This is a genomic window from Mycobacterium sp. IDUB_1 (assembly GCF_055419625.1).
The window spans coordinates 2,349,185-2,373,150 of sequence record NZ_JBVAYA010000001.1 but is presented as its reverse complement, the minus strand read 5'-3'; the positions used below and the strand labels follow the sequence as shown (position 1 = coordinate 2,373,150).

Genomic DNA, 23,966 nt, shown 5'->3' with positions numbered 1-23,966 from the left:
GCCGGTCAGCCCTGGCCGACGGTGACGTCGAGGTCTGCCAGCAGCCGCCGGACGCGGTCTTCGATGTCGTCGCGGATGGGGCGGACCGCCTCGAGGCCTTGGCCGGCCGGGTCGGGCAGCTCCCAGTTCACGTACCGCTTGCCGGGGAAGACGGGGCAGGCGTCTCCGCAGCCCATGGTGATCACCACGTCGGCGGCCTGGACGATCTCGTCGGTCCACGGCTTGGGGAACTCACCGGTGATGTCGATCCCGACCTCGGCCATCGCCGTGACCGCTGACGGGTTGATGGCATCACCGGGTTCGGAGCCACCGGACCAGGCCACCGCGTCGTCACCGGCGAAGTGGCAGAAGAAGCCCAGCGCCATCTGAGAACGACCAGCGTTGTGGGTGCACAGGAACAGCACCGTAGGCTTTCCGTCGCTGATCTTGCCCTCCACCCGGGCCAAGGCGTGCAGGCGTTGACGGGCAAATCGTTCGGCTAGCAGGGGCAGGAAGTTCGGGACGGTGGCGCGGCCGGCGAACTGGTCATAGGAGGTGTGCAGGAACCGTTCGATGGTCTCGACGTTGAAGCTGTCGCCGAAGTCGCGTTCCAACCGGGTGGCCGCGGTGGTGAGCGCGTGCCGTTGGTCGATGGACAGGTCGCGGTGCGGGCGCAGGGCGGCTGGGCTCTCGGACATGGTGTCAGGACTCCTGTGTCGTCGACGACGGCGAAACGGTGGTGGACGTGGTCGTGTCGCCGTCGCGGAAGCGTCGGCGTAGCGCCAGCGACACGTACACCAACGCGACCAGGACCGGGACCTCGATGAGCGGGCCGACGACCCCGGCGAGGGCTTGCCCGGAGGTGGCGCCGTAGGTGGCGATCGCGACGGCGATGGCCAACTCGAAGTTGTTGCCCGCCGCGGTGAACGCCAAAGTGGTGGTGCGTTGATAGCCCAGGCCAATCGCGGCACCCAGCAGGTATCCGCCGCCCCACATGATCGCGAAGTACGCCAGCAACGGAAGAGCTATGCGCACCACGTCGAGAGGCCGGCTGGTGATCTGTTCACCCTGCAGCGCAAAGAGAATGACGATGGTGAACAGCAGCCCGTAGAGCGCCCACGGACCGATCCGCGGCAGGAATTTCGATTCGTACCAGTCGCGGCCCTTGGTCTTCTCCCCGAGCCGGCGCGACAGATAGCCCGCCAGCAGCGGGATGCCCAAGAAGATGAGCACCGATTTGGCGATCTGCCACGGCGAGGTGCTGATGGTGGTCTGCTCCAGGCCCAGCCAGCCGGGCAGGACTGACAGGTAGAACCAGCCCAGGACGGCGAACATGATGACCTGGAAGATCGAGTTCAGCGCGACTAGCACGGCGGCGGCTTCCCGGTCACCGCAGGCCAGGTCGTTCCAGATGATCACCATGGCGATGCAGCGGGCCAGGCCCACGATGATCAGCCCGGTCCGGTACTCGGGCAGGTCGGGCAGCATCAGCCAGGCCAGGGCGAACATCAACGCCGGACCGAACACCCAGTTCAAGAACAGGGAACTCAGCAGAAGCTTGCGGTCGCCGGTCACGGTGTCGAGGCGGTCATAGCGGACCTTCGCCAGCACCGGGTACATCATGATCAGCAGGCCCAGGGCGATCGGCAACGAGATGCCGTCGACCTGAACGCCGTCCAGCGCGTTATCGAGTCCGGGAATCCAGCGGCCCAGCAGCAACCCCGCGAGCATCGCGACACCGATCCACACCGGCAGGAACCGGTCGAGGGTGGACAGCTTGCCCACCACCGGCGCTGAAGGATTTGCCACCGTGTCGGTCATGCCGTTGCTCCTGTCAGTGCTGCGGTGTGGAGATCCAGCAGCGCCGCTATCTCGCGCAGCGCCTCCGGAACCACCGCGTAGTACACCCACGACGCCCGACGCTCCGAGGTCAGCAAACCAGCGGCACGCAGCACCTTGAGGTGATGCGACACCGTGGGCTGCGAAACGTCGATGCCACCCGAGACGTCACACACGCACGCCTCACCACCGGAATGACTGGCGATCGCACTGAACAGCCGCAGCCGCACCGGATCCGCCAGCGCCTTCAACTTCTTGGCCATCTCGGCAGCCGCAGGCTCCGTCAGTGGCTCACGCAGCAGGGGCGGCGTGACGCAACACGCATCGACCGCCACGGCCTCTTGATTCGACATACATCGATATTGACCGATATCGAAACAAGGCGCAAGCCAACGACAGGTGAACGCTGCCAAGTGGGCCGTTTGGTTGCGCGTGGCCACCGGCCGAGTTGCCATCAATTCCCCGAAGGATCGCCGCGGAGGCCGCTCTGCGTCATCCGTGTAATGGTGGATGACAATGTTACGATGATCGTCATACAAGACATACATCAACATGAAGGGAGGCGGCATGGCCGTCTTGAACATCCGAGTAGACGACCAGGTCCGCGATCAGCTCAAGGACATGGCCGACGAAGAGGGGATCACCGTCAGTGAATACGTCCGCAACCTGGTCATGGCGGCAATCGTCCCCGGGTACGAGCCAGAAGAAGACGAAGACCAAGGCGACCTACCGGCACCAACGACCATGCGCATCGCCGACCGACAGGTGCTCTCGCTACTCCACCGGATCCTCGCGCACGTGGTGCCCGAAGACGACAGCGAGATCGACCCGCGTTCCCACCTGAAGAGTGCACGGGTCATTGAGTCGGGCTTCACCACGGAATATTGGCGGGAGGTCGCCGGCTTCCGCACCGAGCTGTCCAAGCGCGACTGCGAGCGCGTACTGGACATCCTCGACATGTTCCGCATGATCACGTTCAGCATCAAAGAGCTGGAAAAAGAGGGGACTCCCGTCAGCGAGGAGCTGAGTCACGAGCTGGAGTTCGAGGGCTTCGACGGCAACCACAGGCTCGAAAGCCGCATGGCCAGCTACGTCGAGTTCCTGATGGGCGATGGCAAGTGGCCCGAACTACGGCCGCAACTCGACCGCAACGATGGCGGAAATTCGCACTCCCCGGTGCTAGACGAGTACACGCGGATGCTCGCCGAGCACCGCCGCATCAAGGCCAACCGCGACCGCGGGTACCACCGAAAGGCCTACCTGCTGTCCCTGGAAGAGCTGGAGCAGATCGCCGCGGCTCGGGTCCACCCGTCACGCCGCGGGTAGCTCGGGGGCCGGCCCCCCGGCCGCGCAGAAGTCGGCCTAACGACCTATTGAGCGACAGGGTGAACACGGGTTCTGCGACTGGGCAGAAATGTCAGTCGGGTGTCCCAGAATTGTGTCTCAGACTGTGGGGAACGGGGACACATTTAAGAACACAGATGGCTGCCGCCCGGCCGCAAGCGTCCCGGTTGGGTCTGAATCCCCCGTGCCCCACTGACGAGGGAGGACCTGCCGGTGACGCTGCTGGGATATGCGCGAGTCCCGACGCTGCACCAGTCCCCCGGACATGCAGATAAAGGCGCTGACGGAGGCTGGGGCCGAGCGAATTTGGTCTGAGCGCATATCCGGTGCTCGTGACGATCGCCCCGAGCTGGCCGCGCTCCTGAACTATGCCCGACGCGGGGACGTGCTCATGGTGTGGCGGCTGGACCGCCTCGGCCGATCGCTCCCGCACCTGCTCGCTGTGGCCAGCGACCTCCAGGACCGCGGCGTCGAGCTCCGCTCGCTCACCGAGGTCATCGAGGTCATCGAGGTCATCGAGGTCATCGAGGTCATCGAGGTCATCGACACCACTACCCCCGGCGGTCGCCTGATTTTTCAAGTTTTCGGGGCCGTCGCCGAGTTCGAGCGAGCCATCGCCGCCGAGCACCGCCGCTGGTGTCGCAGCAGCCCGTGCGAACGGCCGCCATCCTGGGCGTCCGGGACTTACGGCCGACACCATCGCCGCCGCCCAGGCCCTCGACCAGGCCGGCACCCCCCGCGCCCAGATCGCCCGCACCCTCGGCATCTCTCGATCCAGCGTCTATCGCAGCCTCGGTGGCGCGCCAGCACTGGTCAAGGGCGGCGAGGACTTCACCATCACCGCGGCGGCAACCCACAGCCTGGCGCCCCGGCCAGCAATTCCGACGCAGGACGGCCCAGATGCCGGCACGTTGCCTGAGCGAATGTGCTTCGAGGAAAGGCACTAACTCGCGCTACCTCAGGAGTTGTTGCGGCGCAGCGTGTCAGCTCGTCGAGGAGCTGCAGATAGCGCTGGATGAGCAATTGGCTGTCGGGCCGTTTGCTGACCTATAGTATTCACTACTATAGTGGGCATGAGTGATCGTAGCGGCGTCCTGCGGACGGTGATGCACGAAACGGGCACCACTCAGTCTGAGTTGTCCCGGTTCAGCGGCGTACATCAGCCAAGCATCAGCCAGTTCCTCTCCGGCAAAGTTGAACTCAGCGATGAGCAACTCGACCGGCTGCTGTCCTGCATGGGCTATCGCCTCGAAATCACCCGCCAACCAATTAGTCCCGAGTTGACGCGTTCAGAACGCCGGTCGTGGATGCTTCACCGCGAGCTGGCTAAACACCTCACACGTTCCGCCCTCACACAACAACAACTCTCGATCGAACGGAACCTACGACGATTACGGTCCAACGTCACCGGTGAGCCTCACATGCGTCACCTCGACCGCTGGCAGTCCCTACTGAGCGACGGCGATATACCCAGTATTCGTCGTGTCTTGACTGGCCTCAGCCGTGACTGCATCGAGATGCGCGAAGTCTCACCGATGGGTGGACTCCTTTCCGATGAGCAGCGCATCCGCGTGTTGCGCTCGGTCAGCTGATGCGGCGCGATTCGCAGCTTCGAAAATTATCTGCCTGGCAATGGAACGAATCGGCACGGCAGTGTCGTGAGATAGGTATGACCACCATGTCTGACGACACCACCACCGACTCTAACGACGGCGACGACGACCCTCGCCGGGACGTCCTTCTCAACTCCAGTGAGGATCTGGCCGGCCCAGATCGCTATCCGCGCATGTGGAACATGTCTGCAGGGCTGGCGTTCTTCCAGGCGGTCATCAGGCCCGATACCCCGGATCGCCCGGAATACGTCAGCGTCCCCATGCCGAGCAGCACCACCACCGACCTCGAAACCCGTGGGGCCAGGATCTTCGCGGTGGCTCGGTGGAATGCGTTGTGGGAGGCCGCCCAGTTTCGGCGCCGCTTCTTTCACGACGACACCGACGCTGACACCGACGACTATGCGAAATTGCCTCCCGACCTGGCCCGCATCGCCGATCTCGGTGACAACAACATCGTGTTCATCCCCCGCACGCAGACCCGCTATTACGACTACGCACCCCTGTTTCACCTGCTCCCTCGCGCCACGTTGGACCGGTACGGCCTGCCGACGCTCACTGGTGGCCAATGGCCCTTCTGGACGGAACTGACCAACCCGGACCCCTACCTGCCCGCGGACTTCAGTCAGCGGCTGTCGCGGGCCTGGGAGGCCGCGATCTGGCGTCACCTCATGCCCGGATCACCCCAGATGGCCTTCACTAAGGACGACCCGATCCGCATCCTGGCGCACAACCTCGACTTCTGGGTTCCCGCGGTCACCGAGGCCATGGAAGACGAGATGCGGACCTGGCCGATTATCGACACCGATGGCCCTGTTGGCCCGGTAAGGCTGAGCAACGGCGAGATTCTCGAAGGCGTCACCGCCGGCGGCCCCCGAGTGGGTTCTGACCTGTGGGCCGGGGAAGAGGAAGCCGCTGAGTTCGTCGAGCGCACCGTCGACGCCGCCGACAAGACCGGCCGGCTGCGCGACATTCTCGACGCCGTGCGGTCCCACCGGGTCCACGACGACTTTTCCGACCGGTGGTCACACGCCAAGGAAGACTTCGACCGGACGCTCAACCATAAGCGCTCTAAGGTCACCGTCACCTTCGTCGAAGTCGATCACACCACCCCGGTTCACGGACCCGAAACCGAAGTCGTCGGCCAGCTTGCATGCAGCGACTTCCTGACTCTGCTCAACCCCCGCGACCGCGAAGTGGTGGTCGTCCTACGCAGCGGAGTCACCTCCCTCACCGACGTCGGCAAGATCCTCGGCTACAGCAGTCACAGCGCCGTATCGAAGCGGCTCGCGCGCATTCGCGACCAAGCCGCTAGCTTCTTCGACGAGACCTGACGCCGAAACAAGAAAGTGGGCTATCACCCGGCCGCCCCACCAGCAAGGTGCCCTGGTCGTGATGGTAAACAACAGGGGCAACCGGCAAGTGGCTACGGTGATCCGACGTGTGATGCGACATGTGCTTCACTTACCCTTCAGATGTGACGAACGAGGGCGGTGACACCGCGTCGAAGCTGCCGCCTCCCACTCCCCCGCGCCGTTTCGGTCAACTGCCCGACCTGGCCATCCCAGATGACTTCGATGCGCCCCTGCCCGAGACTGAAGCTGGGGTCTGGGAAGCGCCCGACCCGCCCTCCCAGGACGATAGCGGCGCACTCGACCAAGAAGAAGTCGACGACTGGCCCATCGATGAGGCGGACCTTCGCGAGGCGCTGCTGGAGTCAGAAGCCGATATCGCAGCCGGCCCCACTTTAAGCGAGGAAGAGATCGGCGCTCGCTACGGCTTGCCTCGCTCTGACACAGGCGGGCAACCTCCGCCTTGACGCGAGTCAGCGACTCTTTGCAACTCGCTCACTCCCTGAACTCTGGCGTCGGATATCACGGTCGCTACCTCTCGATCGGCCCCAACACGTCGGGCTCACTACGCCCAGCGAAAGCGCAATCAGCTTGCGGGACTGTAATACTGACAAGACAGGCCGCTCACTGATTATCTCTTTCATGGTTTCCGTGTTCAGCCGGATCTACGGTTGCCATTGCGTTGTGGGCGCTGGCCCGGTTGATAAGGTCCTGCACAGCCGGGGCAAGGAGGTCGGCGACTGTGACATGCAAGTTCTTGGCGTATGCGACCACCAGGTCGTGATCCTCTTGACTAACGCGCTTCGCTAAGAGCTTTGTGCTCATCCGCTTTTCGCGATATCGCCAGTTGCGACGTCGACCATCAGCACCTTCGGACATTGGACTCCGTCCCCACAATGTCCGCGAGAATAAGTCCGATCATCCGTCGTGCAGCCATGCACTTCTGCGTTGGAGGCAATAGGACACCGCGTGGGGCGATGCCACTTCCAGGTCACGCAGTTCCGAGACGCACTCCTCGAAGCTGAACCCTACGTCAACCAGAGCCTTCATCCATGCGATGAGTGCGCGACCCTCGTTGGCGTGAGAAGCACGGGCCCAAATCCGCCCGTAGGTCGCCGCAACGGCATGTGCGTACGCGTCACGCACCACAGCCGAAGCGTCATCAAAGAGCGCTTGTGAGATCGAGGCATACCGTTCCAGTTCGTCCGTACAAATACCAGAGACGCTGAGATACAGTGATGCGCTCGTCACTTCGTTGCGCCAAAAGTCCTGCAAAGTAGAGCGATACGCGCTTCTTGATTGGAGGACGTGCACGAAGTCTGCGCCGCTCAAGTATGTAGTTATTCGAATCGCGCCTTCGTCCCTGGGCGGCGGCGCAACTGACGCACTTCGTGCGCTCATGCCGTCCTCGAAAGAAGATGCAAGGTCGACGCACGCGCCTCCAAGGCGATTCCAAAGCTCCACCAGGCATTCAGCATGCTGTGCGAGCGGGTATGTCACGAACACTGATCCATCAGGTAGGACCTCGGCGGTTGAAAGCCCGAAAGAGCGTGCCCAGAGCGCTGCTTGCCCAATGACATCCGCAAGCGCGGCATGTCTCCTGCCGAGTTCGAATCCGCGGTTATTTGCTTGACTCAGTTCATCGTTCACAACATGCCTCCGTGACCTCAGAGACGCCTCTTCGACCCGGTGTCACAGTTGCCACATCGACGAGGGACGCGCGTTCGGCGGGGCCATCTGGCCATCGCCAAGAGCCCGTAGCCAACGTTGTGCAGTACACACCCCCAGGATAACTGTTGCGCGGGCTCATTGACCACCAATCTAAAGGTGTTGCATAAGAACAGCACTGATCGCTGTGTCTGATTTTCTGAAAAACAGATGTTCATGGAACTAACGAATGCTTCACCAGTGCACAGCTAATAGCCAACCAATGGCCAACTAGTGATCAACTCTGTTGCTGCATGCCCATTTCGGGACTTCCGGGTACACGCACGTAGACGAGGACGCATATCTGCGGTCTTTGTAAAGACTATTCGGACGCCCCCGCTGCGCAACGATATGGCGGGGCACCGTGAAGCGTCCGCGCCGCTCCAAAATTCGCATGCTGTCCGGGCAGGATGACGACAAGAATTGAAATCTGACTAAGTCGCCCAACGTGGTGGACGCCGTTTCATCCGTTCAACTACGTTCCAGTTCACCGAGATTGCTATCGCTTGTGGCAGCCGGAGTAAGCCAGCACGGCGACCGTCCGAGCGATCGCCTGTGTCCGTTCGAGAGAAGTTTGGAAGCCGAATGACTAACGAAACACCGTTGGCAAGTGGGGGCGATAGATGAGTTGGAAAGCACTCAACTGGGCAATAAGTATCGAGGTCTCGACTCCGATCGAGCGTCTTATCCTCGTGCTGCTAGCGAACCGCGCAGACGAGAGCCTCTCCTGCTACCCGTCCCTCGGTACGCTCGTGTCGGAATCTCGTGCTGCGCGAAGCACGGTCCTAAAGGCGCTCAGCAAGCTGGAAGAGGCCGGGCTCGTAGTACGAGTTGCCCAGTACCACAAATCCGGAGCCAGACGCCCAAGTCATTACAATCTCAACCTTCCGGATGCGACGCACTCGCGCCCCAGTCTTGATGTCGGACTCCCACAGTCCGCCAACGCGACGGGGCCCGTCCAATCTCCAGACCGGGAAGGTTCACCTCCCGGACCGCCGGAGGTCCAATTCACGGACCCCTTGAACCCTTCAAGAGAACCACCATCCGAACCATCATCGGCCTCCGTGCTGGAGTCTCTTCCCACGCCGTGGCGAATTAGCAGCAGCGAAGCGAGAAGACTGTCACCGGCAATTGAGGAGGCATTTGCGGCGGGCTGGACGTCGCAAACCCTGTTGGCCCACCTTTCATCACGGCCTAAGGGAGTCCGTAATCCGGCTGCCGTTCTCGCGTCGCGTCTATCCGAGCTGCCAGCTCCACCGACCTTTTCCATACGGCGAAAGACTCCGTGGTGCGGCGAGTGCGAAGACCCCTCGTCGCGCACGATCACAGTCACACAGTCGGACGGCACAGAAGCAGCGGAGTTCTGCCCGCGATGCAGCCCTCAGAAACTGTCAGTGTCTACCGACAATTCGACCACGGGCGAGGGGAGGTGAAATCAAGTGGAGTCAAACGTATTTGATCATCTGCCGCTGCTCCTCGCAGTACCCCGCGCAGCCAGCATTCTGGGAATTAGCCGCGCTGCTGCTTACCGGCTTGCTGCTTCTGGCGAGCTTCCAGTGCGCAGGCTGGGAGGACGCGTCTACATCGTCACTGCCGAGCTGCGTGAGTTGATCGCCTCGTGAAGGGAGCCGTCTATCAGCGTGGGCGGACATGGACATACCGTTTCCGAGCGCCTGAAAGAGATTCGTCCACCGGCGAATATCCCACGATCTCGAAGGGCGGATTTCCGACTGAGAAGGAAGCATGGAAGGCGTGTCGCGATGCCATGCGGGATGCCGATCAGGGTCGCGTGGTCCGACCCTCTACCCGCACGGTTGCTCAATTCTTCGCGGAATGGTTCGTCGCCGTTGAGGCATCAATGGATGCCACAACGTGGCAGAACTGGAAGGACTACGCCAAGAGCTATGTTGTGCCGCACATCGGGGCAGAAAAGCTCCAGCAGCTCGATGAGCCACAACTGCTGAAGCTGTATGCCAAGCTTCTTGCCCAAGGTCGGATCAAGCAAGACCGAAACTACGAGATGTATCGCTATTGGCTAAGCCATCTGATCGACGGAGAGTCGCCGGCGCCCCGTGAAGTCGCTAACGCTTGTGGCACAACGATCCACGCCGCTCGTGCCGCTGTCCGCCGGTACAAAGCAGGAATCGTACCGGGAAGGGTGAATCCCGGGCTAGCACCGAAGACCGTTCGAAACATTCACGCCATGATCCACCGTGCGTTGGTCGATGCCGTCGCGTGGAAGTACAAGGCTCACAATCCAGCAGCGAACGTGAGGCCGCCGAAACGTTCCCGGGCTCGCCGCACCGTATGGAACCCGGAGCACATTCAGAAGTTTCTGCGGGCGGTAAGTCACGACCGCTTCGCCGCGCTGTTTCTTCTGGAACTCACCACCGGAATACGTCGTGGCCAGATCTGTGGCCTCAGGTGGCACGACGTCGACCTAGACGCTCGCGAAATCACGGTGCACGACAATCGAGTGGTCGTTGGTGGGCATGCGCGAGATAAGGCTGGCGGCAAGACGCGCAACGCAGATCAAACCATCGCGATTGATCGAACTACCGCTGCGGCACTTGACAAGTGGCGTGAGTTCCAGAACGAAGAACGGGCATTCTTCGGGACGGACTATCACCCCGGGAACTACGTCTTTACGTTCCAGGACGGCCGACCACCGCACCCCGATTCCATCCGACAACGGTTCGACCGCCTGGCGGCTGCTGCCGGCCTTGAGCGCATCACCTTCCACGATCTTCGGCACTCATACGCGACCGCTGCGCTGAAGGCTGGCGTCAGTCCCAAGATTGTGAGCGAGCGCATCGGGCACGCAGACGTCGGGTTCTTCCTGCAGACCTATGCCCATGTGCTCAAGAACGACGACAGAGAGGCTGCTGAGCAGGCCGCGGCGTTCTTGATTGGTGAGGGATACGGCTCTTAGCCGAATGTTGGCGCCTGGCTTCGATGAACACTTGGACGAAGCCGGCGGGGCCGCCGCAGCTCAGGATCAGTGCAAGCGGCACGGACTTCTGGGGCGAAGTTGACGTGTTCGTCTTCACTCATTCAGCGGGAACACGCCAGATCAGGCCACCCGCGGTGCTCCAGGCAAGCCCCAACCGACGGTCACCGATGCGTATGGCGGGTCGCTCGCCAGCCACTGGCGGATTTGGCATCGACGTCGATCGGGTCCTGTTGATTCGCAAACTTTACCTACCGATCCGCAATCCTGCTGTGTGCACGGTTCGGGTTGTGACGTCCTTTGCAGGTTTCTATCCAGTGACGATGAGGCGTCGAGTGGAGAACCGCGCGCGCGTACACGCAACATACAACTGCCGATGTTTCTCGTTGGCGCTTGTCAGACCTCCGGCAAGTGCCGCCACTTCTGAGTCGGTGAACCTGCACGCAACGTTATCCCACTCTCGCCCCTTGGCTTGGTGGATTGTCATGCCAGGAACGACATTACCTTCAGACCGCAACCGTGGCTGTAGGAGTTTCAGGCGCGCGAGATAATTCGCGTGCACCTTAGGAAAACCCACCGAGCAAACCCCGCCGAGCACTCCCACCATCGCGTCGTAGGCATCACGCCAGTGATTCTTTCCCTCCGCGGCCTCCACTAGTTCAAGAACGCCGGTCAAGCCTGGCTCAAGGGGTTTGAGAATGGTGTCGTCAACACCAAGCGTCGACAGAGCATCATTCAGGTAAGTCGCCTTCGTTGCGAAAAGCACTGTCGTGCACTGGTTTAACAAAACAGTAGTTGCGGCCTCGACAATATTGCCTTTGGCCGAGCCCCAAGCTATCGGTAGCACCGTCGTTGCTGCTGACCAAAGTTGATCCCACAGAGGAGCCAGCACAACATCAGTCGGCAGATCGATCAGCTCCGTCGCCGTGATAGTTCCAAGTTCAACCGGGCTGCCCGATCTCAAAGTTTCCGCCAACTCACGTTGTTTCTCGGTACGCCAGCGGAAAGACTTCGTCAGTTTCAGTGTCCGAAAATCGGCCTTTTGCAGTACGCCAGGGACTAGATCTGGGCGCGCGCCCCGAAAGCCATAAAGTGCTTGCCACGGATCACCGATGAGGGTCACATCGACCCCCGCCCCCGTGGCCAATTCGATTACAGCGATGTCGAGTTCGTTGGCGTCGAACACCTCGTCAACGATCAAAGCCCTGATGGTGTTCGCAACGTGATCCCTCAGGGCAGACCATATTTCCGGCCGCTTTAGCGCAAAGTCGAGCACTCGACGCACATCGTCATGGGTACAGAGCCCAAGTGCAATGGCGTCCTCGAACGCTGACACGACCGGACGCATACCCGACTCGTCGTAGGTCGTGCGGACCGACACTTTTCCTTCGAATAGATACACCTGCGCGACGGAGCGGGTCCATTCATGCTCGACGAGAACTTTCCACGTGTCGTGAACCGTGAGGGCGGTGTGGCCGCCGGGCCATGCGATCAAACCCGAACCGAGGAGGCTGCGCACCAACTCATAGATCAAGGCATCCAATGTCGTTATGCGATGCGGCCAAGGGAGATCGCTAGTGCCCCACGTAGTTCGCACCCTTGCTCGAAGCTCACGCGTGGCCGACCGCGTGAAGCTGACGGCAATGACCGCTCGACCATCGAATGTGCGTGAGGGCGTACGTGAAATGCGGTAGCGGCGCACCCCGAAACGGTTGGCTGCGACGGTAGTTTTGCCTGAGCCCGGCGCGGCCTCAAGGAATACCCTTGGGTTGTCGCTCCCAGCCGCGATCATCTGCTCATCAGTGAGTCGCTCTATGGGATTTGAATGGTCGAGTTCTCGGGTCATAGTTGCGACGGCTCATCGTCTTCAGTCAAACTTTCTGGTGGGCCGTCGACCCCAAACAAGTAGTCGAACATCTTTCTTAGATGAGCGGGAAGTACAACGGTGCTTCGTTCGTCTCGCGCACGGACTAGGCGCTCTGCAAATGCAAGCGCGAACTCGCCCTTCTTCTTAGCGCCCGGTCCGGCGGGCGTGGCCTCACGGGTCTGGGTCGCCTTGCGAGCACCTCGAAAAGCTGTGTGAACCGTTGCAGCATCGACGTTCTCGAGCTCAATGCCCACTGCGACCAGGGCGTCCGATACTAGGGTCTCGTTGCCGAAGGTGACGGCAGGCTCTAACGTCGGGTGGCTTTGGAATAGTCGAACGTGTCTCGAATCGTGTTCTGCTAACCACGCCGGTTCAGACAGCTCTTCGCCGAACTCTTTATCGCTATCGCGCAGGACGGCCATCCGAGTACACAGTTCGTGTCCTTGCGTACAGAGAAGTTCGACTGCCCACGAGCCCACCTTGGTCCCCATTGGGACAATGCTGAGCGCATCGACAAAAGCTCGCTTGTCAAAATCAGTTGATGCCCACACCCACCCGAACTCCCGTACTACTGCGGCATCGGTGACTCCTTCTACAAGAACTAGAGTTTCGGCGAACAACGCCGAGGATCGGCTCGCGTCGAGATGCAGACGCGCCTTGCGAATGACACTGTCTCGGTTAGCTAAAGGAATGTGGGCGACGGCCGAAGCTCGGCGTTCTCCATCTGCAAGCTGGCGTAGGACGACAATCTCATCGGGATCGCACGAGGTTATTACATCTGTAGCGTGACTAGACAAGATAACTTGTAGCTCGGGTCGGGTGGCCACCGTACGTTTGAGGTGCCGAACGAGGGAATGCTGCAACTGCGGATGTAGATGTGCCTCGGGCTCCTCGATCACGACGGTGGTGTGGAACGGCCCCGAGCCGAAGAAAGAGTCTTCGAGCGATTCGGCTTCCTCTTGGGCTTGGATCAGTGCCTGTCGTGCTGCCTCAACATCGTTAGATCCTTCGCCGTTGTCTTCGCCACTCGGCGGCTCTGCTCCGTCAGCCGCGACTGCGTTTTCGCTCTCGGGAGGATTCGTGTCCGGAATGGCTGCAAGCGTGACCGCGATGTGCAGCAAGTTCACGTATCCAAGAGCCGAGACGTCGAGGGGCCGCGCGAAGTCACGCCCCTCAAGCACCGCAAGCATTAACTCAAGAACGCGGGCCAAATAAGCGTCATCAACCACCTGCCCTCGGACGTAGGGCCACTGGCGGCGAACACCGGCAGTCAAGTTTGTTAGCGACTCGTTGATACGGGCCTCGACTGCGCTTATAAGACCATCGTTGGTGAGCGCCTCAAGAAAACCCCAAGCACGCTGGCGGAGTCCCATGAGGCTGCGAGATCCCGAAACGCGTTGCTGCTGGGCGCGAAGCAACTCGACCAGCACCCTGACTTCCCGGCGTGCTAGCTCTTCGGTCGGGTTTCGCCAGGCTGGCAGGTAGACCAAACTGACAGCATCACTGAGTTCCGTCTCACCCGTCCCAGCGTTCTGCGCACGCACGACGCCCAAGCTGCGAGATAGTTGGCGCTCCCAGCGCAAAGCCGGAGCATCTGCAACGCTGACACCGGCCTGAGCTTGCATCATTTGGCCAAGCGGTCCCTCTGTCTTGGACTCCTTCTCATACCAATACTCGACGTCGATGGACCGGTCGCCGGAACCGAGGGATGCTGAATTGATGGGTGGCACCCTTGGAAAGGTCTGTCGGTGACCCAGGTAAAGAGCTTCGGCTATGGTCGTCTTACCTGCGCCATTGCCGCCAATGAGGACACTGAACCGTCCTGGGAATTGAACTTGGATCTCGCCTGCGCCACTTGCGCGAAATCCCTTGACTGTCAGCGTATGTAAGTACACGATCCCCCTCGCGCTTGCCGACGCGCCCCGCCATCCAGCCCTCTGCCGCAATACGTCCACGTCGGTAGCTGGTTGTCTCAGCCGCTTGCACCTTACGGTGACGTCGAGGCAGTAGTAGTCAGCCACTCCGCAACACCGCAAGTCCGTCCGATCCCTGCTCGCTGAGAAGGCCGGTTAAAGCTCGGAGAACCGCAGGTGTTACGTCATCGTGCATGACACCGGCAAGATGTCGGCGGAACGACGGATGCGTTGCGACACATACCAACTAGGAGATCAGATGCCACAGGATCCAGATTCCGTCCAGCGCAAACATGTGGACTGGTTGTGGCTCTACCACATCGGCGTACACCAAGGCGCCGTCGGTCACCGACCCGAGCTTTCCGAACTAGGACTCGCAGAAGTTCGACGAATCTGTGGTCGGATGTGGGTATATAGTCGCGCAAATTCTGATCCGGATTTTCAGCCGAACGTGCGAGCAGCCAGTGGCGTGAGACGTGCGCACTTGGTGGGAGCATCGCTGAAACCCTGATGTTGAGCGCTGCAACCTACCTCGAATGCATCTCGCATAGCCGCGCCATAGTTGCCGGGACCAAATCGGCCGGCATGGCCATCGCCCAACGGTATCTCGCCGATGCCGCGGTGGAGGCCTCTATCGGCATCGGGCATCGACTCATCAACTTTGTGGCCAGGTTTCCCGCGTGATTTGGCGTTGACCAACACTCGGGACCAGGCAAGGACCTCTATGACTACGAACGAAAACACACTGGGGTGGCGTTTAGCGCGCCGTCGCGCCCCCACTGCGGGTGCGGGTCTAACGGAGCGGACAAGTGATATCGCAGGCGACATAGCTCAAGCCGTCGCCGCCACGGTCGAGGCGGTGCTCGGTGACACGCTCGCCGCGCTGCCACAGATTACGCAAACTCGATTCGTGTTCGAGATCGCACGCGACGGCAAGAACCGCAGGATCTGGCCACTCGGCCGACCTGCAAGCGCCGAACCTGCCACCGTGCCCAGCGCATGACCAGCGCAACGTCTAACCAGCAGCTCATTGCACGGCAGAAGGCTCCGGCTGGCTGATCCGCGAAGTCGCTGAATCATTGGACGTTCACAAATCCGTTCACAAACGCAATGAAAACGGCCCCCGGAGAGATCTCCGAGGGCCGTTTTACCTGGTAGCGGGGACAGGATTCGAACCTGCGACCTCTGGGTTATGAGCCCAGCGAGCTACCGAGCTGCTCCACCCCGCGACGGGTGAACGCTAGGTTACCGGGGTGGTCGGTAAGGCTCCAAATCGCCTGCTCATCGGCCCGAACGGACGGTGGGACACGGCTACGCCCGGATGACCTGGCCGGTCGCCAGCACGCCCGCCGGGTCGTAGCGGTCTGCCAGCGCCGCGAGCCAGTGCAGCGTGTCCTCGCTGTAGACCCGCGCCGCGCGGGCCTGGTCGTACGACGGCGCGAAGTTCGGCATCTGCCCGCCCGTCGACCACGGCGCGACGGCCGCAACCACCGCTGCGGCGTGCTCAGCGACCATCGCGACGATCTCGGGTGCGGCCACGCCGATCGTCGCCAAGCAGAACGCCGCGTCCCGATGACAGAACGCGCTGCGGTGCCGCGGTTCACGCGCCAACGCGCCGCCCAGCATCCGCAGTTCCACGATCGCCTGCGGCGAACCCGACCCGGGGCCCGCGACCGCGATCAGCGCGTCGACGGCTTCCGGCGTCAGCTCGGACAGCAGTGCATGGTTCTCGGTGACCGGCATCGGGTCCACCGGATCTGCATGCACCGCACCGATGGCCGCATACGGCATGACCCCGACGGTGTCCAGAAGCACAGGGGCAACCGCGCGCATCGGCGCCAACAGCCGCTCCCCCTCAGCCATGTCGCCGACCGCGGTGTACCGCACCGCCACCGTCATCGTGCCCGCCAAGGCTTCCGGCACACCCGGCAGCGGCGGCAACTGCTGAATCGCCAGCGACGTGTTCACCGACTCCGGCAGGTCGGCACTCCAGGCCGACCACGCATGCAGCACCGCACCCGCGTCTGCACCATCGAAAAAGACTGCTCCGCCGTAGAATTCGGCGATCGGCAGCAGATCGATCTCGACGGCCGTCGCGATGCCCAACGTCGCCTTGCCGCCGCGCAGACCCCAGAACAGGTCCGCGTTCTCCTCCGGCGTTGCGCGCAGCAGCCGGCCCTCGCCCGTCACCACGTCGAACGAGCGCACATGGTCCGACGACAACCCCACCGTGCGCACCAGCGGCCCGATCCCGCCGCCGGTGAGGAATCCCACGACACCCACGCCGGGCGCCGACCCGCACAGCGGCGCCAGCCCGTGGGGCGTCGCGGCGTCCAGCACGTCCTGCCACCGCGCACCCGCCTCGACACGGGCGGTGCGATTCAGCACGTCGACCGTGCAGTGTTTCATCGCCGCGGTCTGCACCAGGATCGTCGTCGACCCGACGCCGACGGCACCGTGTCCGGTCGCCTGCACTGTGACGGTGAATCCGTGCGCCGCGGCGAATCGCACGGTCGCGGCCACATCGGCGGGCGACGTCGCCAGCACCACCGCGGCTGGGGTCACCGGCGCTGCCACATTCCACGGCACACAGCGCTCGTAGCCGGGCTCGCCCGGCAGCGCGACATGGGTGGCGACATGGTCGCGCAGCGTGCGCAGCACGTCGTCGCGCGTCACGTCGGTGGTCATCGTCATCGGAGTCCTCTCGTCAAGCCCTGGTGGCACGATGAGCATCACCGACGGTGCTTGGCGACGGCTTGGACCACGGCACCAAGCGAAATCCAAGTGTCACTGTCAGCGCGCTCGCTGGCCTTGAGCGCGCGCTGAGTGCACGGGTGTCAGGGCGTGTCAGTGTGCAGACGCGCGCGCTCGCCGGACAGGAGTCTCGCGGATCTGGCGACGCCGTGCATGCCGGCGCGCTCGGCGTCGACGGCCAGGGCAGACGCTGTCTCCCCCCGCTGCGCCGACTCTTCCATCAGCTCACACTCGAGCAGGCGGCACCGCAGCAGCGTGGGCACTCCCCCGGTCTGCTCGGCCAGCTCACGCGCCGTGGCCAGATCAGCCCGCGCCTTGCCAGCGTCACCGAGGGCGACGTGGAGCCGGGCCGTCGCCAGCGCCACCGGACCGGCCAGGCCGACCTGTCCGATCACCGCGATGCGCTCCCGGTGCGGCGTCAGCTGCTCGAGGAGGGGTTCGGCGAATTCGTCGAGACCATGGTCGGCCGCCAGATGCGCGAGAAGGGTTTGATGCCCCAGCGTGGTCCAGATATGGCCCCGGTCAGCGGTGTCAGACCATTCGCCGAGCATGGCCGTCGCCTCCATGCGCACGCCCGGGGTCGGAGTCATGGTCAGAAGCGCCGCGCGGACCACACCGACCATGCCCTGCCCGCCGGTCTTGGTGTCGGCCCGCAGATCAGCCCAACTCGGGTCCAGCGCTTCCCCGGTCTCACGGAGTAGCGACGCCGAGGCCAGCAGTCCGCTGCCGGCCTCGTACAGCTCGGTCTGCTCGTGCACGTGCGCTGCGGTGGCGTGGTGGCGCTTCGCCTCGGCGAAGTCACCGGACCACATCGCCAGCACCGCCTCCATCCAGCGCAGCTGGGCGCGCAGCACCGGCAGCCGCAACTCCTCGCTGCCCGCGATGCCCGCGCGCAGATGCGCCCGGGTGCCCGCGATGTCCCCCAGGTACATCGCCGCCATCGTCGCCACCGAGTGGGCTATCACCGCATCCTCGCGAGAGCGACTGTGCCGCAGACCTTTCAGCTGCTGCACCCACGTGAGGATCTGCTCGCTGAGCGAACTCACACCGGAGTAGGTGATCAGCCGGCCGATGAGCACGTCGGCCAGAACGTCAATGTCACCGGTCTGTTCGGCCACCTCCTCGGCGCGCTGCAGCAGATCGGTGGCCACCCCCGGGTCGGGGTGGTAGCAGTGCCCGACGGCCAGCGCCGGCAGCACCCGCGCCGCCGCAGCCGGGTCGTCGCCCGCCAGCGAAGCCGCCTGCGACAGCAGACCCAACAGCTCACCAGGATCACGCCCCGGCGCCAGCCACGGCCACCCGCCGCTGGCCCGCAACAGCGCGCTCGCCACCCGGCCCGCCGTCGCCGCACGCCCCGCCCGCACGGCCTCGCCGAGAGACCGCTGCACGCTGTCGAGCACCAACTGCCCTCGCCCGGCACGCGAATGTGCTTCCAGCAGTTCGACGGTCAGCGCGTCACGCTCGGTGTCGTCACGCGCCGACGCAGGCAGCCGGTCGTAGGCGTCCAGCGCTGCCTGCCACCACCGCGCGGCGATGTCCGAACTCCATTGTGCCGTCGCCTGTTCGGCCGCCAATCGGCAGGCCCGCACGACGACCGCCGGCTCCACCAGTGGCTGCGCGGCGATCAGATGCTGCGCCCGCCGGGTGGGTGCGTCGGGTTCGGAACTGTCGGCCAGGACGTCGGCGACCTTGGCGTGCAACCGTTGCCGACGCAAGGCAGGGATTCCGGCAAGCAATTGATCGCGCAGCAGGCCGTGGGCGAACTCGTAACCATCGGTGGTGTGCGCCGCGATGACGATGCGCTCGTCGGCCGCCTCGTCGAGGTGGTCGGCGAGCGTGTCGAGGTCCAGCCCTGTTGCCGCGGCGAGCACCGGGACCGCGGAGGCGTCGATCACGTCGCCGATCACCGCGGCGGTACGCAGTACAGCTATCACGGCCGGGTCGAGAGCCGCGAGCCTGCGGTCGAGCACCGACCGCACGGCCCGGGGGATCTCGTTGGCCGCCCGCTCATCCCGCGGCAACCGTGCATACTCGGAGACGAAAAAGGGATTGCCGCCCGTGCGGGCGGCGAGCTCGGCGGCCTCGTCGGCCGTGACGGGATCCTCAGCCACCACATTGGCCAGCGCCGCAACGTCTTCCGACGACAACGCGGGAACCGCGATGTGTCGGTTGTCATCGCCGCGCGCCACCGTGCTCAGCAGGCGCGCCACTTCCGCGGCGTGCTCCCCGTCGCGCACCGTCAGCACCACCAACACGCGACGATCCCGCAGCGCGCTGGCGATGTAGGCCAGGCAGCTCGCCGACGCGGTGTCGGCCCACTGCACGTCGTCGACCACCACGGTCAACTGTCGCGGCGCATCTTCCAGGAGCGACTGAACCCGCTCGTAGACAAGGAATCTCGCGGTGTCCGGGTCGGCGTGCGGAGGGACCCGCAGCGCGTCGTCCGGGTCGGCGCCCAGCGCGCGCACCAGCTGACGCATCGGCCACCACGGCGGAGTGGCACGCTCGTCGGGGCAGTTGACCCACACCATGTCACCACCGCCGGCCGCAGCCATCGCGCCGACCTCTTCGGCCAACCGCGTCTTGCCGATCCCCGGCGGGCCCGAGAGCACCAGCCACCGCGTCGCGCCCGCCGCCACCCGGGACAGCAACTCACCCGCGCGGGACAGTTCCCGACGCCGACCCACCAGCGGTGACCGGGCGGGCACCTCGGTGGGCGGCGCAGCGTCATGGGTGGCCGGTGCGGGCACCGGAATCGTCGCTGCGCCGGTCCATTCCGCGGGGCGCGGCCAGCCCGCCAGCTCCGGCGCCTGGCGCAACACCGCGGTCTGCAGCTCCCGCAGCTCGCGTCCCGGCTCCAACCCCAGCTCGTCCTCGAGGCGCTGAGCGTGGCGCGCATACGTGTCCAGCGCGTCGGCGGTTCGTCCAGCCCTGTACAGCGCGAGCATCTGCAGCCGGCATCCACGATCGGCGAACGGGTCCAGAGTCCGCAGAGCCGCCGACTCGGTCACCGCAGCCCCCACCCTGCCGAGCGCGAGCAGCGCGACCACCCTGTTGGCGATGCACTCGATCCGCGTTTCGGCGAACCGTGCGGCCTCGTCGCGCAGCCACGGTGCGTCGGCCATGTCGTCGAGCAGGTTGCCGCGGATCAGCCCCAGTGCGGAATCAGCGGCCGCGGCCGCCGTCTCCCAGTCCTCTGCCTCGATCGCGGCACCGGCCCGGTGGCAGGCACCCGTGAAGACCGCGAGGTCGATGCTGTTCGGATCGACGTCGAGGACGTACCCGGGGGGACGACGCACGATCGGCTGCGACACTGAGGTGGCCATCTGCGTCTCGGCCGACCCGCCACGCAGAGCCCGCCGGAGGTTCGAGACATAGGCCTGCAGGCTCGCCGTCGCACTGGCCGGGACATCATCTCCCCACACCGCGTCGACGAGCCGGTCCACCGAGACCACCCGGCCTGCGGCCAGCGCCAGCATCGCCAGGACCACCCGTTGCTTGGGTGGACCGATGTCCACCGGGGTGTTCCCGTCGGCCACCTCGAGGGGGCCGAGCAACCGATACTGCACCGGCCCAGTGGGTTACGGGGCCGACTTGTATTCGCTCACCGCGTCGTCGAGGCGTTGCAGCGCCTCGCCGTACCTCGCGAAATCACCACTGCGCTGCGCCTCCTGGAGTGCGTCCAGGGCGGTGTTGACCTGTTCCAGCGCAGCCGATTTCGCCGCGGAGAGCTGCGTCGGGCCGGTGGGCGGCACGGCCACCGGGACCTCCGGCCGGTTCTGCGGAGCCTGACCCGGCTGATTGGGCGGCGCGGCGGCCGGTGGCTGACCCGTCTGCGGGCGCGTCTGTGGTTGTGCCGCGGGGCTGTCCCCCGTCGGTGCCGGACCTGTGGCGGTGGCGTCGGCACCCGGACCGAACAGATCGGTCAGGGCGTCACGCACCGTCGGGCCGTAGCCGATCTTGTCGTTGTACATCATCGCCACACGAATCAGACGCGGGTAGGACGACGCTGCATCGCTGGCACCCGGCGAGGCGTACACCGGTGCCACATAGAGCAATCCGCCCTGCCCCAGAGGCAGCGTCAACAGATTGCCCCACCTGATGCGGTTCTGGTTGTCGCGGCCGATGACACCCAGGTCCTGGCTGACCGCGGTGTCGGTACTGATCGCGTTGAACGCCAGCTTCGGGCCGTTCACCTGACCCGGAATCGTCAGCACCGTGATCTTGCCGTACGTGTCGGGATCGGAACTGGCGCTGATGTAAGCCGCCAGGAAGTCACGTCGGAACCGGTTCATCGCACTCGTCAACTGGAACGATGTCGAATTATTGTTCTCAGCAAGGTTTTTCGCGACGATGTAATACGGCGGCTGGTAACTGCTCGCGGTCGGGTTCGGATCGAGAGGCACGTCCCAGAAGTCCGACGTCGAGAAGAACGTCACCGGATCGTCGACGTGGTACTTGGCGAGCAGCGCCCGCTGCACCTTGAACAGGTCCTCGGGGTAGCGCAGGTGCTCCTGCAGTTCCGGACTGATCTCACTCTTCGGCTTGATCGTGCCCGGGAAGACCTTCTCCCACGCCTGCAGCACCGGATCGGACTCGTCCTGCGCGTACAGCGTGACCGTGCCGTCGTAGGCGTCGACGGTGGCCTTGACCGAGTTGCGGATGTAGGACACCTGCTTGTCCGGCTGCAGCCGGTTCAGCGCCACCTCGTTGGAGTCGGTGGTCAGCGAGGACAGCGACGTCAACTCCGAATACGGGTAGTTGTCCAACGTGGTGTAGCCGTCGACGATCCACACCATCCGCTTGTTGACGATCGCCGGGTAGGTCGCGGTGTCGGTGGTCAGCCACGGCGCGACAGCCTTGACGCGCTCGGACGGATCGCGCTTGAACAGGATCTTGCTGTTGTTGTTGATGACGTTGGAGAACAGGAAGTTCCGTTCGGCGAACTTCGCGGCGAACACGCTGCGGTTGAACCAGTTCCCCAGCGGCACGCCGCCGGCACCGGTGTAGGTGTAGTTGCGCGTGTCGGTGTTGGTCTCGTAGTCGTACTCGCGGTCGGCGCCGTTCTTGCCGACGATCGCGTAGTCGTCCGCGGTGCTGGCGATCACCGGGCCGAAGTAGATCCGCGGCTGATCCAGCGGTGCCGGTCCGGGCGAGACCACCTCACCGTTGGCGCCGACCACGCTGGCGAGGAACTCCGGGTAGCCGCCGTTCTGGTTGGGGTCATTGGCCACGCCGCGCACCGTGTTGGCCGGTGACGCGATGAAGCCGTTGCCGTGGGTGAACACGGTGTGCCGGTTGATCCAGTCGCGCTGGTTGTCGATCAACCGGTCCGGATTGAGCTCGCGGGCGGCCACCACGTAGTCCCGCAGGTTGCCGTCGGCATCGGGATAGCGGTCCATGTTGAGCTGATCGGAGAAGAAGTAGAAGTTCTTGCCCTGCTGGAACTGCGTGAACGCCGGGGCGACGATGTTCGGGTCCAGCACGCGGATGTTGGACGTCGTGGCGCGGTCGGCCGCGACCTGCTGCGCGGTGGCCGGTGCGTTACCCGGGTAGTCGCGGTAGGTGACCGTGTCCTCCTGCAGGCCGTACGCCTGCCGGGTGGCGGCGATACTGCGACTGATGTATTCGCTTTCCTTCTGTGCGGCATTGGGCCGCACGCTGATCTGCTCGACCACCAGCGGCCAGCCCGCGCCCACGATCAGAGACGACAGCAGCAGCAGCACCACGCCGATCGCCGGGATACGCAGATCTCTCAGCACGATCGCGGAGAACACCGCGGCGGCACAGATCACCGCGATCGCCATCAGGATCAGCTTGGCGGGCAGCACCGCGTTGATGTCGGTGTAGCCGGCCCCGGTGAAGGGTTTACCGCCGCGGGTGTGGCTGAGCAGCTCGTAGCGGTCGAACCAGTAGGCCACCGCCTTGAGGAGCATCAGGACGCCGATCAGCGTGATCAGCTGGATGCGCGCCGCGCGGGACAGTGCGCCGGTGCGGCCCGACAGTCGAATCCCGCCGAACAGGTAGTGCCCCAACAGGTTCGCGATGAAAGCCAGGAAGGTCGCGACGAACAGGTAGGACAGCACCAGCCGGTAGAACGGCAGGTCGAACGCATAGAAACCGAGGTCGATGCCGAACTGCGGATCGGCGACCCCGAACGCGCCGCCGTGCAGGAACAGCTGAACCTGCTCCCAGTAGCTCTGCGCGACGAAGCCCGACAGCAGACCGATGAACGCGGGCACCCCGAAACCGATGAGACGCAGGCGCGACATCACCGCGGTGCGATACCGCGCGATCGGATCGTTGGGGCCCGCCGTCGGCACGAACACCGGGCGGGTGCGGTAGGCCAGCGCCAGCGCGGCGAACACGACCGCGCCGATCACCAACCCGACCACCAGGAAGATGAGCAGACGAGTGACGATCTGCGTGGTGAACACCGACCGGTAGCCGAGTTCGCCGAACCAGAGCCAGTCGACGTAGGCGTCGACCAGCCGGGGCCCGATCAGCAACAGCAGGACAACCACCAGAGAGATGGCGATCAGAATCCTGCTTCGCCGCGTCAGCTTCGGCATTCGCGCGGCCGGCCGCATACTCACTCGACTACTCCACTCTCGGATGTTCCCAGCGTTTGTCCAGTCACTCTACTGATCG

Annotated in this window: 16 protein-coding genes, 1 tRNA gene and 2 pseudogenes; 9 read left to right on the top strand and 10 right to left on the bottom strand. The window is 63.9% G+C overall.

The features are described from left to right. Positions 1-5: 5 nt before the first annotated feature. The 3 genes and pseudogenes from ACZYYX_RS11890 to ACZYYX_RS11880 all read right to left on the bottom strand — a co-directional run bounded on the left by ACZYYX_RS11890 (position 6) and on the right by ACZYYX_RS11880 (position 2,171). Positions 6-677 (bottom strand): arsenate reductase ArsC, encoded by a 672-nt coding sequence (locus tag ACZYYX_RS11890; protein ID WP_178360841.1) that lies wholly within the window; start codon positions 675-677, stop codon positions 6-8. Between the two features lie 9 nt (positions 678-686). Beyond that, a pseudogene (gene arsB / locus ACZYYX_RS11885) lies at positions 687-1,800 on the bottom strand (ACR3 family arsenite efflux transporter); the annotation flags it as partial. Beyond that, positions 1,797-2,171 (bottom strand): ArsR/SmtB family transcription factor, encoded by a 375-nt coding sequence (locus ACZYYX_RS11880; RefSeq protein WP_178360843.1) that lies wholly within the window; start codon positions 2,169-2,171, stop codon positions 1,797-1,799. The gene ACZYYX_RS11880 and the pseudogene arsB, both read right to left, overlap by 4 nt. Before the next feature lie 268 nt (positions 2,172-2,439). On the opposite strand from ACZYYX_RS11880, the gene ACZYYX_RS11875 reads away from it, so the two are divergent. The 6 genes and pseudogenes from ACZYYX_RS11875 to ACZYYX_RS11850 all read left to right on the top strand — a co-directional run bounded on the left by ACZYYX_RS11875 (position 2,440) and on the right by ACZYYX_RS11850 (position 6,591). Beyond that, the gene (locus ACZYYX_RS11875) at positions 2,440-3,144 is read left to right on the top strand and encodes a YfbU family protein (RefSeq protein ID WP_463814583.1); all 705 of its coding nucleotides are present in this window, start codon (positions 2,440-2,442) and stop codon (positions 3,142-3,144) included. Between the two features lie 247 nt (positions 3,145-3,391). Beyond that, a pseudogene (locus ACZYYX_RS11870) lies at positions 3,392-3,736 on the top strand (recombinase family protein); the annotation flags it as partial. A 124-nt stretch (positions 3,737-3,860) separates the two neighbouring features. Beyond that, positions 3,861-4,109 carry a helix-turn-helix domain-containing protein gene (locus ACZYYX_RS11865; RefSeq protein ID WP_463814883.1) on the top strand — a complete coding sequence of 83 codons (249 nt, stop codon included), beginning with the start codon at positions 3,861-3,863 and terminating at the stop codon, positions 4,107-4,109. A 126-nt stretch (positions 4,110-4,235) separates the two neighbouring features. Next, a complete protein-coding gene (locus ACZYYX_RS11860) occupies positions 4,236-4,754 on the top strand; it encodes a helix-turn-helix domain-containing protein (RefSeq protein WP_218621181.1) in 519 nt (172 codons plus the stop codon). 77 nt (positions 4,755-4,831) lie between these two features. Continuing rightward, positions 4,832-6,106, top strand: coding sequence for a sigma-70 family RNA polymerase sigma factor (locus ACZYYX_RS11855; protein ID WP_463814582.1), 1,275 nt, complete (start codon positions 4,832-4,834; stop codon positions 6,104-6,106). A gap of 143 nt (positions 6,107-6,249) precedes the next feature. Next, positions 6,250-6,591 (top strand): hypothetical protein, encoded by a 342-nt coding sequence (locus ACZYYX_RS11850; RefSeq protein WP_178360696.1) that lies wholly within the window; start codon positions 6,250-6,252, stop codon positions 6,589-6,591. Between the two features lie 451 nt (positions 6,592-7,042). On the opposite strand, the gene ACZYYX_RS11845 is transcribed toward ACZYYX_RS11850, so the two are convergent. Beyond that, complete coding sequence (locus tag ACZYYX_RS11845; RefSeq protein ID WP_463814581.1) at positions 7,043-7,774, bottom strand: hypothetical protein; 732 nt, start codon at positions 7,772-7,774, stop codon at positions 7,043-7,045. 680 nt (positions 7,775-8,454) lie between these two features. Between ACZYYX_RS11845 and ACZYYX_RS11840 the strand changes: the two genes are divergently transcribed. Genes ACZYYX_RS11840 through ACZYYX_RS11830 form a run of 3 tightly spaced genes read left to right on the top strand, consistent with a single transcriptional unit; the run spans position 8,455 to position 10,763 of the window. Then, positions 8,455-9,264: a helix-turn-helix domain-containing protein gene (locus ACZYYX_RS11840; protein WP_178360847.1), complete on the top strand. Its 810-nt coding sequence runs from the start codon at positions 8,455-8,457 to the stop codon at positions 9,262-9,264. A 6-nt stretch (positions 9,265-9,270) separates the two neighbouring features. Beyond that, a complete protein-coding gene (locus tag ACZYYX_RS11835; protein ID WP_081650107.1) occupies positions 9,271-9,453 on the top strand; it encodes a helix-turn-helix domain-containing protein in 183 nt (60 codons plus the stop codon). Then, a complete protein-coding gene (locus ACZYYX_RS11830; protein ID WP_463814580.1) occupies positions 9,450-10,763 on the top strand; it encodes a tyrosine-type recombinase/integrase in 1,314 nt (437 codons plus the stop codon). Before ACZYYX_RS11835 ends, ACZYYX_RS11830 begins: the two co-directional genes overlap by 4 nt. 328 nt (positions 10,764-11,091) lie before the next feature. Here the strand turns inward: ACZYYX_RS11830 and ACZYYX_RS11825 are convergent, their stop codons facing one another. The 6 genes from ACZYYX_RS11825 to ACZYYX_RS11800 all read right to left on the bottom strand — a co-directional run bounded on the left by ACZYYX_RS11825 (position 11,092) and on the right by ACZYYX_RS11800 (position 23,911). Continuing rightward, complete coding sequence (locus ACZYYX_RS11825; protein ID WP_178360849.1) at positions 11,092-12,627, bottom strand: UvrD-helicase domain-containing protein; 1,536 nt, start codon at positions 12,625-12,627, stop codon at positions 11,092-11,094. Continuing rightward, positions 12,624-14,543, bottom strand: coding sequence for an ATP-dependent nuclease (locus ACZYYX_RS11820; RefSeq protein ID WP_463814579.1), 1,920 nt, complete (start codon positions 14,541-14,543; stop codon positions 12,624-12,626). Before ACZYYX_RS11820 ends, ACZYYX_RS11825 begins: the two co-directional genes overlap by 4 nt. 1,170 nt (positions 14,544-15,713) lie before the next feature. Then, positions 15,714-15,790 (bottom strand) — tRNA-Met (locus ACZYYX_RS11815). Between the two features lie 82 nt (positions 15,791-15,872). Further along, a complete protein-coding gene (locus tag ACZYYX_RS11810) occupies positions 15,873-17,255 on the bottom strand; it encodes an FAD-binding oxidoreductase (RefSeq protein ID WP_463814577.1) in 1,383 nt (460 codons plus the stop codon). A gap of 143 nt (positions 17,256-17,398) precedes the next feature. Continuing rightward, entirely contained in the window at positions 17,399-20,884 is a 3,486-nt protein-coding gene (locus tag ACZYYX_RS11805; RefSeq protein WP_463814576.1) for a BTAD domain-containing putative transcriptional regulator, read from the bottom strand. Positions 20,885-20,896: 12 nt separating this feature from the next. Then, positions 20,897-23,911: a UPF0182 family protein gene (locus ACZYYX_RS11800; protein WP_463814575.1), complete on the bottom strand. Its 3,015-nt coding sequence runs from the start codon at positions 23,909-23,911 to the stop codon at positions 20,897-20,899. Positions 23,912-23,966 lie beyond the last annotated feature (55 nt).